At 45.1% G+C, this 13922-nt stretch carries 15 protein-coding genes; 5 read left to right on the top strand and 10 right to left on the bottom strand.

All coding sequences use genetic code 11. The annotated features are described in order from the left end of the window. Positions 1 to 24: 24 nt before the first annotated feature. Together C6Y39_RS08195 and C6Y39_RS08200 are read right to left on the bottom strand one after the other, a co-directional pair. Positions 25 to 345, bottom strand: a complete 321-nt coding sequence (locus tag C6Y39_RS08195) for a BolA family protein (protein ID WP_105930779.1) — start codon at positions 343 to 345, stop codon at positions 25 to 27. A 6-nt stretch (positions 346 to 351) separates the two neighbouring features. Then, positions 352 to 993, bottom strand: coding sequence for an alpha-ketoglutarate-dependent dioxygenase AlkB family protein (locus C6Y39_RS08200; RefSeq protein WP_105930780.1), 642 nt, complete (start codon positions 991 to 993; stop codon positions 352 to 354). A 297-nt stretch (positions 994 to 1290) separates the two neighbouring features. On the opposite strand from C6Y39_RS08200, the gene C6Y39_RS08205 reads away from it, so the two are divergent. Then, positions 1291 to 2523 (top strand): methyltransferase, encoded by a 1233-nt coding sequence (locus C6Y39_RS08205; RefSeq protein WP_105930781.1) that lies wholly within the window; start codon positions 1291 to 1293, stop codon positions 2521 to 2523. 49 nt (positions 2524 to 2572) lie between these two features. Next, the gene (locus C6Y39_RS08210) at positions 2573 to 3181 is read left to right on the top strand and encodes a peptidylprolyl isomerase (RefSeq protein ID WP_105930782.1); all 609 of its coding nucleotides are present in this window, start codon (positions 2573 to 2575) and stop codon (positions 3179 to 3181) included. Between the two features lie 58 nt (positions 3182 to 3239). Here the strand turns inward: C6Y39_RS08210 and C6Y39_RS08215 are convergent, their stop codons facing one another. The 5 genes from C6Y39_RS08215 to efp all read right to left on the bottom strand — a co-directional run bounded on the left by C6Y39_RS08215 (position 3240) and on the right by efp (position 8947). Then, entirely contained in the window at positions 3240 to 3758 is a 519-nt protein-coding gene (locus tag C6Y39_RS08215; protein ID WP_105930783.1) for a GNAT family N-acetyltransferase, read from the bottom strand. A 40-nt stretch (positions 3759 to 3798) separates the two neighbouring features. Beyond that, complete coding sequence (locus C6Y39_RS08220) at positions 3799 to 4422, bottom strand: gamma-glutamylcyclotransferase (RefSeq protein WP_105930784.1); 624 nt, start codon at positions 4420 to 4422, stop codon at positions 3799 to 3801. 180 nt (positions 4423 to 4602) lie between these two features. Then, on the bottom strand, positions 4603 to 7125 hold the full coding sequence (locus C6Y39_RS08225) for a TonB-dependent receptor (protein ID WP_105930785.1): 2523 nt from the start codon (positions 7123 to 7125) through the stop codon (positions 4603 to 4605). Positions 7126 to 7305: 180 nt separating this feature from the next. Then, complete coding sequence (gene epmA, locus C6Y39_RS08230; RefSeq protein WP_105930861.1) at positions 7306 to 8274, bottom strand: elongation factor P--(R)-beta-lysine ligase; 969 nt, start codon at positions 8272 to 8274, stop codon at positions 7306 to 7308. A gap of 103 nt (positions 8275 to 8377) precedes the next feature. Then, a complete protein-coding gene (efp, locus tag C6Y39_RS08235; protein WP_014975647.1) occupies positions 8378 to 8947 on the bottom strand; it encodes an elongation factor P in 570 nt (189 codons plus the stop codon). A 36-nt stretch (positions 8948 to 8983) separates the two neighbouring features. Between efp and epmB the strand changes: the two genes are divergently transcribed. Further along, a complete protein-coding gene (gene epmB, locus C6Y39_RS08240) occupies positions 8984 to 10009 on the top strand; it encodes an EF-P beta-lysylation protein EpmB (RefSeq protein WP_105930786.1) in 1026 nt (341 codons plus the stop codon). Position 10010: 1 nt separating this feature from the next. On the opposite strand, the gene C6Y39_RS08245 is transcribed toward epmB, so the two are convergent. Next, a complete protein-coding gene (locus C6Y39_RS08245; protein WP_105930787.1) occupies positions 10011 to 10202 on the bottom strand; it encodes a hypothetical protein in 192 nt (63 codons plus the stop codon). Between the two features lie 294 nt (positions 10203 to 10496). Here C6Y39_RS08245 and C6Y39_RS08250 point away from each other — a divergent pair, with 294 nt between their 5' ends. Then, the gene (locus C6Y39_RS08250; RefSeq protein WP_105930788.1) at positions 10497 to 10829 is read left to right on the top strand and encodes a hypothetical protein; all 333 of its coding nucleotides are present in this window, start codon (positions 10497 to 10499) and stop codon (positions 10827 to 10829) included. 88 nt (positions 10830 to 10917) lie between these two features. On the opposite strand, the gene C6Y39_RS08255 is transcribed toward C6Y39_RS08250, so the two are convergent. After that, positions 10918 to 12213 carry a YfiM family lipoprotein gene (locus C6Y39_RS08255; protein ID WP_105930789.1) on the bottom strand — a complete coding sequence of 432 codons (1296 nt, stop codon included), beginning with the start codon at positions 12211 to 12213 and terminating at the stop codon, positions 10918 to 10920. A gap of 137 nt (positions 12214 to 12350) precedes the next feature. Then, on the bottom strand, positions 12351 to 13052 hold the full coding sequence (locus tag C6Y39_RS08260) for an HAD family hydrolase (protein WP_105930790.1): 702 nt from the start codon (positions 13050 to 13052) through the stop codon (positions 12351 to 12353). A gap of 199 nt (positions 13053 to 13251) precedes the next feature. Here C6Y39_RS08260 and C6Y39_RS08265 point away from each other — a divergent pair, with 199 nt between their 5' ends. Then, positions 13252 to 13917: a hypothetical protein gene (locus C6Y39_RS08265; RefSeq protein WP_105930791.1), complete on the top strand. Its 666-nt coding sequence runs from the start codon at positions 13252 to 13254 to the stop codon at positions 13915 to 13917. The last annotated feature ends 5 nt before the right edge of the window (positions 13918 to 13922 follow it).

Here is a 13922-nt window from a genome sequence, read left to right on the forward strand (position 1 = left end):
TTCCAATCGTTACGATGAAAAGCGTTATTTGTTGTATTTGCTCCCACCGAGGCAATCAGGGGAAGTTAGAGACTGTCCGCCACGCGCTTCCCACTCGGCGGGTGTATATGTATGAAGTGCTAACGCATGTACCGGCCCTTGTAGCGCCTCAGCAGCAAGGCCGTTGATTTCTCTGTGCCGGGCAATCAGTCGTTTTCCTTCAAAGGCATCACTCACCACTGTCACTTTAAAGTGGCTTTGCGCCCCATCGGGCACATTATGCATAAAACTTTCATCAACCACTTCTAGATAACTCGGGCTAAGTGCTGTTTCAATAGTTGATTCAAGAAACGTTTTTACTTGCATTTTGGCTTACCTTGCTCTTTGAATAAGATGTCGAAATGTAAGGTTAATTCTACCACCGATAGGCTTAGCCGTCTTCGCAATACCATGTACATAATGACTTTGTGTTGCTCCTGCCATAATCAATACGCTGCCGTGCTCAAGTACTTGCGTATACTTTTCTTTTGTTTCTTTATGTTTAAAGACAAACGGTCTTGCTTCACCTAACGTCACCGAAGCAATTACAGGGTTCATGCCTAACTCAGGCTCGTCATCAGAATGAAAGCTCATGCTGTCTTTACCATCTCGATACCAGTTAGCAAGAACACTGTTAAAGCGTGTGCCGTAACTTTGTGCACACAGTGCCTCGCACTTTGCTTTTATTGACGAAAGACTCTTCGTCCATGGGTTTGGCGCCATGGTTAAATTAGAGTAGGTATAGGTGCACTCTGGGTCGCCATGCCAGCTTTGTAAGCGCGGAATTTTTACCGACTTTCCAAACAACTTAATCGTGTCCTGTTGCCAAGGAAGTTCATTTTTTAACAAGGCAAAGAAGCTATCTGCGTCATCTTGCGACAATGCACTGGGAAAGTACCTAACGTCAGCCTCGGATAATGGCAGTTTATAGGGCGACGCTTCGTTTCGGGGTGCCTCGAATAGAGAGTATTGCATGCGTACGTTTTTCGCTTCCCTTGGTGCTCAGTCTTAACTTAATAATGAAAACCAGTGTTATCTATGCTTAACTTTATGCTGCTGAATACGCAAGCACCGTGTAAGTGGATTGATTTTTTAACCTCCCACTCTTTCGCTGATTCAGGAAATGTCTTTCATTCAGTCATGCTTCAGTAAAACAGCAGCAGTTATTGGCTAGAGTGCTGCCGAGGGTATGATAAGATACACACTTACAATCCATCAAATGCACATTCGCTCTAGTGAATGTCGTGAGCCTTTCCTAAAATACAGACGCTAATGAATACAGAATTTATTTTTGCCGACCGACAATTCTCGCTTATTCGCTACCCTGAAAAGCACCAACATATAAGCCTTCAGGCTTGGGATAGTGCCGATGAACTCATTATTGAGCACATTGAATCGTTATTGAGTGAAGGAGCCTTTCAAATCGGTACCGGTGAAAGTGATGGCTCAATGATGATCTTCAACGATGATTTTGGAGCATTAGGTTGTTGGTTCTCACACTTAGCGCCTTACTGGATATCTGACTCTTACATATCATTGCGTTCTTTACACGAGAACCTAAAAGCTAACCAATTATTAGACACATCAGATACTGATAAATTAAATGCGCTAAAAACGGCTCCGGTGCAAACGCTTACCAGTGTTGAAAGTTCAACGTTTACTCCAGCAAAAGCTCCCCAAATTATTGTAGTAAAAGTTCCACGTGCACTTGCGCTGCTAGAACAGCAGCTTATTGACTTACAGAAATATATTACACCTGACACTCAGATCATCGCGACGGGCAAAGTAAAAGCCATCACAAAATCTGTGCTCAATCTTTTTGAGCGATATATTGGCCCCACAACCACTTCTCTTGCAAAAAAGAAATCGCGGCTAATTTTCGCTTCGCCCCGACCATCTTTAAAGCAGGCTGACTCGCCTTATCCCACCCGCTGGCAGTGTAAAAGCACAACAGGTATAACGCTAACCATAGATAACCTAGCCAACACATTTGCACGTCAGTCATTAGATATTGGGGCGCGCATTATGCTAGAGCACATGACGGTAAGTGCTAATGACGTGGTGGTAGATTTAGGTTGTGGTAATGGCGTATTGGGCGTTAATGCATTGTCTCTTGCGCCGGATGCCAAGGTTATATTTGTGGATGAGTCTTATATGGCGTTAGAGAGCGCAAGACTAAATGTGCTCAATAACTTTCCAGATAAGATCGACCAGTGCGAATTTGTGGCAAGTAACTGTTTAGAAACCCTTCTGCAGCGTGAATACAAACCTGCTGTTACCAAAATATTGTGTAACCCACCGTTTCATCAACAAAACGCCATTACCGATCATATTGCATGGCAGATGTTCACCGATTCACGAGACTTGCTTATAAAAAGTGGGCATCTTGTTGTGGTGGGTAACCGGCACCTGGACTATCACATTAAACTTAAAAAATTGTTCGGTGGTGCCAAGGTACTTGCGAGCGATAAAAAGTTCGTTATCTTAGGCACTGCGAAACGCTAGGTGCGAAAAAGAAATACGCGAATTAAGGATTACATTTAAAGGCATTTTTATGAGAAAAATACTTTTACCACTGCTAACCGCTGTTATGCTGATTGGCAGCAGTTCGTCGGTCATGGCCAAGAAAGACGATGGTTCTCAGGTTCAGCCAGATAACTATTATCCACGGGTAAAGATAGAAACTACCATGGGTGATATCGTGGTTGAACTGGACAGAAGACGTGCGCCCATTACGGTAAATAACTTCCTTCGCTATGTAGATAAGCGTGCTTATGAAGACACCATTTTTCATCGCATTGTGCCGGGCTTTGTGGTGCAAGGTGGCGGTTATACGGCCGACTTCAATGGCAAATCAAATTTTCCCGATATCTTTAATGAGTCTGGTAACGGTTTGACCAACGACCTACACACCATAGCAATGGCGAGACAGAGCGACCCGCATACGGCAAATCGTCAGTTTTTCTTTAACGTAAATGACAACAGTAGCTTAAACCCGGGCAGAGATTGGGGCTACGCTGTGTTTGGCGTGATTGTGGAAGGTGAAGATATTGTTGATGCCATGTCGGAAGTAGAAACCGAATACTCAATCCGCTTAAACGCGAATAACGTTCCGATTGAGCCAATCATTATTAAAAAAATGACCGTGCTTCCGCCGTTGTAATACTAGGACAAAATTACGGTAAGAACTTTTGAAAAAAACAGCCATAGAAGACGTTTCTTTATGGCTGTAAATCCAGCTTAAACAAATGCTGCTTTGGGAAGGTTTTATCGAAGTAAAATCCCAGCTTTTTAAACCCAAGGCGACGTAAAAGGTTTTGCGATGCCATATTTTCTGGGTGCGTCATCGCAGTCAAAAACCGATACCCTTCAGACGCGGACCAGGCTATAACGCACTGACATGCCGCATAACATATGCCACGACCTCTTGCCTCTGGCAGCATAGCAAAGCCTAAATCAGGGCACTCAAACGCAAAACGATTGAATAGCCCACAAACGCCCAAAGGCTGTTTAGTGTCTGTCGCCTCAACGGCAAGCAGGCCATACCCCCACTCTTCTCTTTGCGCATTTGTTCTGCCGATATAGTCACACGCATTGTCTAGTGTATTGACATTTTTACTTCCAATATATTTAAGCCATAACGGGTCCTGCTGAAGCGCAAGTACCCACTGCTTATCGTCGAAAGTAAGGGGCCGCAAAGTAATACCATTCCTTGTAAAAATAGAGCTATTTGTATTCACAATGAACCTTTCGCATGAGCGCTTTCGTTATTTATAAACACTAGCCCTTTGCTAAAATATTGTCTATGCGATTGATAGCTTCATTATTCACTTTTGCCGCCCGCGGATAATTAGGTTTTGCCCTGTCATTTACCCTTGGGTGCTCCCACAACGAGGTATGAGTTACAAAACGCTCAACTTCTTTAATGCCACCGTGTTCTAAACAGCCGGCCAAGCAGGTGTCAACGTACGTCTGGTGAACGGGAAATTCTTCACTTGCTGGTTCACACGCTAAGGTTTCACAAATCCAGAAGGTGAATTGAGAAAGCACATCGTCTATCAACGAAGACTCATCAGCTTCATGAAGGTGAAAATTAAGCGCGCTTGGACTTACCTCAACAAACCGATAATCTTTTTCTCGCTCCTGTAAGGCAGGGTTAATAAGGGTAGGTATGAGCTGGGCATTTAATTTGCTGTGCGAGTTGGCCAATGCGCCAACGTAAGTCTGTTTTTCTTGAAGACTACGCGTTACCCACGCCCGTTCAAAACCTGAAACCGTTACAGGGATCCCTTTTGTGAAAATGTTCGAGTAGCGCTCTCGACTGTCTTTACTTAGCAAGCTTCCATAACCTAACACCATGTGTTTCTCGCTTTGAGTATTTAGCCAACTCGCCAATTCAATCATTGTCACCTCTATTCAGTAGTCAGTTTCAGATGTTCATAATACCAATCCGCTTTTATCTAGGTTTAGTTTTACAGGAAAAATAAACAATCAGTGCATTTTTTGTTGGTCTAAAACGAGAAAGGCGATGCACCGAGTCTCCTCAATACATCGCCTTAATTTTCTCGCAATGAAGCTGTTTGGTTAAAACAACGCTCTTACACCCATAGTGAAGTTTCTACCTGGAAGCGGCGCTTGGTCTTTCAAGAAAGATGTATGAACGCGGGCCTCTTCGTCAGTAAGGTTTTCACCTCGGGCAAATACGACCCAATCGATACCTTGAGTACCAAACTCATACTGCACACTGGCATTGACCAACGTGTAGCCGTCTGTAGCTGTCTCGAATGACGCCACTTCAGTTTGATCGTCATACCACGTAAAGCCCACATCGGCGCTAAGGCCATCATTTACATAGCTGAGTTCACTACCAAAGCGCATAGGTGGCGTGCGTGGAAGATTATCATCTTCTACTTCCGCGCGAATATAGTCACCAAAAACGGTTAAGCGCAGCGTGTCAGTCAGGTCTACGTAAGTTTCTGCTTCGAAGCCCCATATGTCTGCGTCAGCCTGCTGAAAGTAATAGATTGGCAAGCCTTCTTCATCGCCGTGCTCGTCATGTCCGTGCTCTTCAAGTTCGCCTTCTAGCTCTTCTTCCTCATGCTCGCCGTGTTCTTCGTGCTCACTAAGTGCAATCAGCCCCGTACTTGTTTGGAAAATATAGTCATCAGCCTGATTGTAGAAGAAAGACGCACTGTAGCCCCAGCTTCCGGTAAATTTACGAAAAGTAATGTCTAGGTTAGTGCTTACTTCTTCTTTTACATCCTTGAGGTTATCTTCAATGTGGCCTTCTTCGTCCATATCAAACACCAAGCCCACTTCGTAGCTTTGGGTTGCTAAGTGCTGACCCGCTGAGAACAGTTCCTGCTGACTAGGTGCTCGCTCGCTACGTGACAAGGTAACGGCAATTGAGTGGCCTTTCTGGTATTCCCAGTTTGCGCCAGCTGAAAGTGACAGGCTGGTAAAGTCATAGTCTGGGAAGTTGAAAGCAACAGCGTGCTCTTCATGCTCTTCACCTTCATGCTCTTCATCATGCTCTTCATCGTGTTCTTCGCCCTCGTGTTCCTCGCCTTCATGCTCTTCATGCAATACGTCAAGTTCCACTTCACTGGCGTCAGCGTCCAACGTGGTGCGCTCTAGTCGACCACCAAGTTCAAAAGTTACGTCACCTACTTTCTTCTGCTCCACGATGTAAAGCGCATAACTAGACGTCGTATTGGCTGGCGTGAAGGCTTCTTCACCCACTGCATTGTAATCGCTATGGTTAAACTGTAGCCCGAACACCCCGTGCCAACCATTCACTTCTTCGTGATAAGCAGATAGGCGGATATCGCTCGATTCGTTTGTAAATACGGTACCAGGCTCGCCGTCTTCAATTTCCGCATGTTCATAGTCAGTGTAGGCAGCAGCAAATTTGAGGTTTGTTAGGCCACGTACAGGAGAGTGCCACTCACCTGCTGCTTGATAACGAGTCATATCCAAATCAAGCAACACGCCTTCTTCACCGTGCTCTTCATGATCGTGTCCTTCATGATCGTGTTCTTCACCTTCAAGATCTTCATCATGCTCGTCGTGTTCTTCTTCACCGTGGGCATGGCTATGACCAGGCACACCATATTCATTGTCTAATTGCTCAACCGCGAAACCGAAGTAACCCTCGTCAGCCACATAAGATAAACCAGCAACAATGTTGCTTGTCTCCATGGCGCTGCTCTCTAATACACCGTTTGGCTCATCTTCATCAGGGTCAATAGACGCAAAACCTGGAATATCTGCATTATCTGTATCGCGATAAAAACCATCTACATGCCAAACGATATTACCACTGCCACCCGTCACATCGGCGCGGGTGTAAGAACCATTGTTTACTGTGCTGTAGCTAGTTTCAGCCTCGCCCTCAACGCCTTCAACCTGATACTGAGGAATACGCTTATCAACCACGTTGACTACACCGCCAATTGCCCCACTGCCATATTGGAGCGTCGCTGGGCCGCGCAAAATTTCCACCTGAGTGGCACTTGACAGTGTGGTGGCTACATTATGGTCGGGTCCAACACGAGATACGTCAGAAACATCCAAGCCATTTTGAACAATTTTTACACGCGGGCCATCGTTACCGCGAATAACAGGACTGCTTGAAACAGGGCCAAAATAGGTACTGTGAACCCCCGGGGCATTTTTAAGCGTTTCACCTAGCGTTGGCGCTTCAATTTTACGTAATTTCTCAGCACCAATGACTGTAACTGGCGTAACCGATTCAAGTACCGACGATTGAAGTGCGTTAGCGGTAACCACAATATTTTCGACCGATGAAGGTTCTAAAACGAAGTCGACGTTTTGATCGGCGGTTACGTCACCTAAGTCGTTGTCACCGTGGATATAGTTGGAAGAGTAAACATGTAGATGAATATGTGGCTGTTTTACGTCGTCAAAGCGGTAAACACCGTTTTCGTCAGTGTATGCTACACGGCGACTACCTTCTATTTTAACTTCGGCCCCTGCGACTGGCTGACCTGCCGTGTCTGTGACCTTTCCTGTTACCGTGGTGGCATACACAGGCGCACTTAACAGCCCTGCTATGGACAAACTTAGCAGCGAACGCATTTTCATGGGTATTCCTCTGAGGATGTTATAACATTATCTAGTGATGTTATAACATTTTTCAGCATTGCTTGGCGCATGTCAACCGCAGAATACCGTAACTTCACCTTTATCTAACGCAATTTAATGTTTCTTAACAATGCGAGCGCAAAGTCCTGCTTCTCGCTCTTCTGTTCCCCCGAAAAGGCCCTACGCTCTGCTTACCGTAAAGTTAATTACCTCTTGAATATGCTTTGCATTCGTTTTGAGCATAAGTAATCTGTCGATACCCAGTGCCACACCCGCACATGACGGCAACCCCGCATCTAGCGCGCTCAGAAAATTTTCATCGATAGGTTTAACAGGAAGGTTAGCAGCTCTGCGCTTCTCGTTATCCGTTTCAAAGCGCTGACGTTGCTCGCTCGCAGCGCTCAATTCATTAAAACCATTGGCGAGTTCAGCGCCTCGGAAATACACTTCAAAGCGTTCGGCAACCCGTTCATCTGTAGCGCTTAACTTGGCAAGTGCCGCTTGAGAAGCCGGAAAATTATAGATAAAACATGGCTTATCGATACCTATTTTAGGCTCGATTGCATAACTGAATAACAGCTGCAATTTACTGTCATCGCTGAGGCTTTGCGGTGCATGAATATCTATATTCTGCTGTTCCATTGCCTTTAGCAACACGTTGTCATCAGCACTTAGAGGGTCAATATTCAAATAGGTTTGAAAGGCTTGCTGATAAGTCATCTTATCGGCTGGAGATGTCGCTAGCGTTTCTTGCAATAAGGCATCAACCTCGTCCATTAATGCAAAATGATCGAAGCCTAAGCGGTACCACTCCAACATAGTGAACTCTGGATTGTGCCAGCGGCCCTCGCCTTCGTGACGAAATGCTTTACATATTTGATAAATAGAGCCGCTATGAGCGCAAAGTAGTCGCTTCATGGCATATTCAGGCGAAGTTTGAAGATATAACCGAGTGGGCTCGCCCGATTGGGCAAAGTTAAACTCAGTATCAAATGCATCAAGATGCTCATCGGTAACCGTGCCGTTTGAAAGTAAAGGCGTGTCTACCTCTAACACGTTTCTTGCGTAAAAAAACTCACGGATGTTTCTGAGTAATTCTGCACGCGCCACACGCGCCTCATGAGTGGTAGTAGGCTGCCAAGATTTCATACGTTCAAACCTAAGTTGTAGAGCTGAAACAAAAAGCCGGTACACAAAGGCACCGGCTTTCATACGTAAACAGAATGCGCGATGTGCGCTTCAGTTTTCGCTATTATTTTTGTGCGCGAGACACATATTCGCCAGAGCGCGTATCTACACGGATAACTTCGCCTGTTTGAACGAAAAGAGGAACACGTACAACAGCACCAGTGCTAAGCGTTGCGGGCTTACCGCCAGTACCTGCTGTGTCGCCTTTTAGACCAGGATCAGTTTCGGTGATTTCTAGCTCAACAAAGTTTGGTGGCGTTACTGTGATAGGTGAACCATTCCACAGTGTGATTGTGCAAACATCGTTTTCTACTAACCACTTTTTATTCTCGCCTACCGCTTTTTCATCCGCAGCGATTTGTTCGAATGTATCGTTGTTCATAAAGTGGTAGAATTCGCCGTCGGTGTATAGGTAGGCAAGTTCCGTATCCATTACGTCAGCGCCTTCTACCGATTCACCTGAGCGGAAAGTTTTTTCTAAAACTTTACCTGAAATAAGCTTGCGAATTTTAACGCGGTTAAACGCTTGGCCCTTACCCGGCTTTACGTATTCGTTTTCTAGAATGTTGCAAGGTTCGCCGTCCAGCATGATTTTCAGGCCGCCTTTGAACTCGTTAGTGCTGTAATTAGCCATAATTCCTCTGTCTAAACATAAGGTACAAAAAGTTTCGTGGAACAAATAATACCTAAAAAAGCGATTTCTGTAGAGCATAACTGGCAAAAAGAATTAGCCCTTAGCTTTACTGACCCAGTAAAGCTGTTGCTACACTTAGGTTTAGACCCAGAAAAATATGCCCAGCACATCAAAGCTCGCCGACTTTTTCCTATGCGTGTTCCACGGCATTTCGCAGACCTTATGGAAAAGGGAAACCCTAATGACCCGCTTTTTTTGCAAGTGATGCCGCTAAGCGACGAGTTTCTAACCTCGCCGGGCTACAGCGAAGATCCGCTAGAAGAGCATGACACTGCGGGCAAAGGTATTCTGCACAAGTATGATTCTCGCGTGTTGTTAATGGTTCGAACTGGATGCGCTGTGAACTGCCGTTACTGTTTCCGTCGTCACTTTCCTTACGCCGACAACGCAGTAAGTAAACACCAATGGGTTGAAGTTCTCGATTACCTTCGCAGCAACAGTAATATCAACGAAGTAATCTTTTCTGGTGGCGATCCGCTTATGGCAAAAGATGAGCACTTAGCATGGCTAGCCAACGAAATAGCAACAATCAACCACATAAAGCGCTTGCGTATTCACAGCCGTTTACCTGTAGTGCTACCAGAAAGAATTAGCGAGGAATTCATTAAATGGTTTACCGCGCTACCGCTGCAAAAAGTGTTAGTGCTGCATGCAAACCATGCCAATGAAATGTCAGACTCACTCAAAAAGGGCTTGAATACACTGCGGAAAAACGGGGTAACGTTACTTAATCAATCTGTTTTATTGAAAGGGGTCAACGACTCTGGCGACGCGATTAGTGATTTAAGCGAAACGCTTTTTGATGCTGGCGTGTTGCCATATTACCTTCACGTGCTCGACAAGGTGCAAGGCGCGAGTCACTTCTATGTAAGCGATGACGATGGCCGCAATATTATAGAAGAAGCGATAAAGCGTCTGCCGGGTTTCTTAGTGCCAAAACTGGTAAGAGAAATTGGCGGTCAACCCGGCAAAACGCCTATCGACTTACATTTGCATCCGTAACTTACGCGTAGGTATCGATGTTGGCGCCTAACGCGGGGTTTGAAGATGACGCTTTTGGTACGTCAGCGGCTGATTCCAGCAGCTGAAGCGACGCTTTACCCTCTTGCTCTTGCTGGCTTTTTGCCAACTTAAGAGAGGCCAACTCAAGTGACGCACCGGACGCTCCAGAGGCACTAGTACCTTGTAGATCCATACCATTTTCCTTTGTTGCTTGTAGCAAAGTAAAAAAATGGGCAAAATTGCCCACCCTTACGGCATGTTGGGTATTTAGCAATCAGTGGCGTTTGTAAACCTTAACTGGCTTCATTAACTACCACTTCAAATACACCAACACTTTTTAGGTTATCGACCTTAAAAGTTTAAACTTTAACCATTTTTTACCGTAAGGCATTATCATGGCTTTAACTAAGGTCATGGGTAGCGTTCAGCTACAGTTAACGTACTTCAAGATGTACACTTACGACACAGAGAAACAAAAGGCGTAACCATGCAACAAAGCCAAGAGATGCAAGCGGTCCATCAACAACTTCAAGAAACACTTCAGACGCTACATCGCAAAGCCGTTGATGCTGACCAAGTTTTAGATAATTTGCAGCGCGATCGAAAAGGCAAGTTTGCGGCAGTTTTTGCTGAAGACAGTGGTTTTTCAACGTCAGCAAAACGCTTTGGCCCTTATGTACAAGAAATTGCGAATGACTGGCAATCGATCAAAGAACTCAATGACGATGAAGCTAAACAGGCATTAGCGCCACTCGTGAAAAAAATAGAGCTAGCTCTGGTGACTATCGCTCAATTTCAACAGTCGCTTTCAAAGAACTAAACATAGCGCATCAAAATAAAGAAAGCCCGCTTTAACAGCGGGCTTTCTTTTAAAGATTCATCATTCAATACCAATCCGCATAGATAATTTATCGTTTATAAAGGGGCAGCAAACTAATTCTGCGCTTTATTTCTTCTACCTCTTTAAGATAAACAATGCTGTCTACCCTTTCATACTGTTCTATGAAAGCTTGCTTACTCAACCCTTCTGGTAACCCCTCAATAGCAGGAATTATTTCTAATTCGCTTTGAATGCGCGCCATCGCATTTTGCACATCGACAGCGGTGCTAATCTCGGTTGCCACCTGCGCAAACTCATTACCTGACATATCTGCTGCCAAATCAACAAAACTATAACCTGACCCGCCATTGCCGCGGTCCATAAGCTCTTTGAACTCCCCAATAGCCAAAGACATACCTTCTTCAGACAGAAGTTCTAACGCCGCTGAAATAATAAAATGTCGGGCTAGGTCATTACGGTTGTGAAGTACTGCGCCTCTGCGCGGCTTTAACGCTTTGTCAGCGTTGGGCTGTATATCTCCCACCAAGGTTCCAACGCGGTGATGCCCTACGTAAACAGCAAGCGCTAAAATAACCGCTTTGTTGTGTAGTACCGCATCTTGAGGTGTTTCACTTTGCTCTCGCGCTCTCGCCATTCCCTCACGTAAATATTCAATAAGAGAGACAGGTTCGGTTGAGAGCGCAATTTCTCTTCCAGAAAGATAGCGCAAATAGTAGGCGGACAAGCGCTGAAGTTCGCTTTCCTCGTCAACTGACATATTCGATGCCACTATGTTTAACTCGGTCAAAAGAGCATCTAATCGCCCCACATCTAAGGTAAGCTCACCGCTTTTCATAGTAACCCGTTCAACACGCGATAACGCGATTGTAGCGATTTCCGAATCAGTATAAGAATTAACGGTACGTTCAAGGAAGCGAAGTAAATAGCGACCCGGTATTGTCAAATCGCCGATTTTTACCTGTTCAATACGCAAACTGTTGCCCGGCAGTACGAGCGCCGAGGCATTCACAAAATAGCCCGTATCCTGAATGGCGTAGGTTAGGTTAATAGTCCCTCCAATAGGGCTAATATTTACCACACCTTTAAAGTCAGGCAACGCACGCTGTAGAACGCCTACTAAACTCTCGACCTGAGTTTCAGTTAGCGTTACCTGATGGCCTTCCTCGCGCCGCGAAAACGCCCGCTGAAGCTGACCTAATAATTCGTTCACACTGTCAGCGCCATCAAGTTGCGTCGTTGCAGTTGATGCCACCAGCGGCGTCTTTTGAACCGCCATAATGGCAACCGCTGTTGCACCCGCGATAAGCAGGAGGACAATAACGGCAATAATAATAAAAAGCCATTTTACGCTACGCAAAATCATGATACTGCTGCTTTACCCGTGAAATTATTAAGATAAGCCCTAGTCAAGGCACTGTTTATACTATGTTATCTATTCGCCCGCCACTAGGACGTACGATTAAGTGGCCTGACAAGTCATAGAGCTTGGTTACCACTGCTTTAGCGGCCAAATTCCCTGCTTACCCATTCATTTAAGCTAGTGTATTGAACGGTTGCGCGTGTAAAATCATGGTGCTTTGATAAAATAGTTGGGACTACCACACAAGCTAAACCCGCAGAGACTGCCGCATTCATCCCCGTCTGCGTGTCTTCAATGGCAACGCACTCGCTAGGCGACTTGTTTAATTTAGCCATAGCGAGTTCATAGCAGTCAGGAGCAGGTTTACTATTTGCTACATCTTCCACAGCGACCACACAAGACACATAGCTGCCTAACTCATACTGCGACAGCGTCTTTTCGACAGACTTCTTGCTTCCTCCTGTTACGATGCCGATGGTATAGCCATTTTTGAAGCACGTACTAAGGGTTTCTTTAGCAAAAGGCATGAGGGGAAATGCTTGCCTATCTAAGTAGTCGCTAATACTCTTGTGCTTTTTATCAGCTAACACGGCAGGCGCAACGTCGAGTTGAAAGTGCTCCACCAAATCAACTGCGTTTTGCTTAACGGGTATACCTGCCATCACTTCGCAATAAAAATCTTCGCTAAGTTCCACCCTGTACTCATGCAAAATGTCCCTCCACAAGTCGTAATGTACGGTCTCCGAATCAATAAGTGTACCGTCATGATCAAAAAGAAGCGTTGTGGTTTCGTTACCAACTGCCCGATGATGTGATGATGAAGTAACTGGGTACAATGTCAAAATAATCCTCCTTGCTAATGAATTTGCGCTATTTTCGAAACCTTATTTGTGGGGAAGCAGGTACTGGGCCAATCGAAAATTTGATGGCTTCAAGCTGCCCTGAATTCATAGTGCGTTTTCTTCTCGTCTTGCCTTCGTTTTGCTGTGATACACTATTTACACTTCAATATTATCAATATCTTAAAGTGGAGTTATCAAAGTGCTTTACCACGTCTTGGGTTTTGCGAGTGCAGCGCTATTTTTACTTACGTGGTTAGGACTGTGGTCACAAATAAAAGCCATGGCACGAAGCCAAGTTGTGGTCGATAATGACGCTAATCACAGTCTTTCCCTTAATCAATTTGGCTCTAGCTACTTCGCGTTTTTTTCAATTTTCTTGTTTGGTATCTCTGTTGAGCCTTTCAACCACTATCTTGTGTGGACGCGTTTTGGTGCGCTTATCCTTACACTCATCATTATTTGGAAAATATGGGAGCACAGGCGTACACGCCTTTGTGCCGCTGTTACCGCGCTTGCATTGTTTGCTCTTATTGGCGGTACGCTATCAATCGCATTTCGCCCGTTCCCGGCATTGGCACAATTAGGAGCGAATACCCTGATGCTTGCGGTCACCGTTGTTTTGTTTCAAGGTTCACTGCATCAATGGTTGGTCTTACAACGACGACAAAAAGTAGGCTCGCTGTCATTCTCGCTTTTCAAGAATATTCTTATTAAAGACGTTAGCACTTTGTTGTTTGGTCTAACAATGCCACTGAGCCAAAGCTGGCCGCTACTTATCTTAAATGGAACAAGTGTTGTTATGCGAGGAAGTATCTTATTGAAGATGTACAAACTAAAACGCCAAGCACTCCCTTTATCAGGATAGTGTCT

Origin of the sequence: Alteromonas gracilis, assembly GCF_002993325.1 — a bacterium.
Classification (GTDB): domain Bacteria; phylum Pseudomonadota; class Gammaproteobacteria; order Enterobacterales; family Alteromonadaceae; genus Alteromonas; species Alteromonas gracilis.

Bases quoted from the DNA above. Each gene is read 5' to 3' on its own strand.
- C6Y39_RS08195 (WP_105930779.1), bottom strand. From the start codon at position 345: ATGCAAGTAAAAACGTTTCTTGAATCAACTATTGAAACAGCACTTAGC.
- C6Y39_RS08200 (WP_105930780.1), bottom strand. From the start codon at position 993: ATGCAATACTCTCTATTCGAGGCACCCCGAAACGAAGCGTCGCCCTAT.
- C6Y39_RS08205 (WP_105930781.1), top strand. From the start codon at position 1,291: ATGAATACAGAATTTATTTTTGCCGACCGACAATTCTCGCTTATTCGC.
- C6Y39_RS08210 (WP_105930782.1), top strand. From the start codon at position 2,573: ATGAGAAAAATACTTTTACCACTGCTAACCGCTGTTATGCTGATTGGC.
- C6Y39_RS08220 (WP_105930784.1), bottom strand. From the start codon at position 4,422: ATGATTGAATTGGCGAGTTGGCTAAATACTCAAAGCGAGAAACACATG.
- C6Y39_RS08225 (WP_105930785.1), bottom strand. From the start codon at position 7,125: ATGAAAATGCGTTCGCTGCTAAGTTTGTCCATAGCAGGGCTGTTAAGT.
- epmA (WP_105930861.1), bottom strand. From the start codon at position 8,274: ATGAAATCTTGGCAGCCTACTACCACTCATGAGGCGCGTGTGGCGCGT.
- efp (WP_014975647.1), bottom strand. From the start codon at position 8,947: ATGGCTAATTACAGCACTAACGAGTTCAAAGGCGGCCTGAAAATCATG.
- C6Y39_RS08245 (WP_105930787.1), bottom strand. From the start codon at position 10,202: ATGGATCTACAAGGTACTAGTGCCTCTGGAGCGTCCGGTGCGTCACTT.
- C6Y39_RS08250 (WP_105930788.1), top strand. From the start codon at position 10,497: ATGCAACAAAGCCAAGAGATGCAAGCGGTCCATCAACAACTTCAAGAA.
- C6Y39_RS08255 (WP_105930789.1), bottom strand. From the start codon at position 12,213: ATGATTTTGCGTAGCGTAAAATGGCTTTTTATTATTATTGCCGTTATT.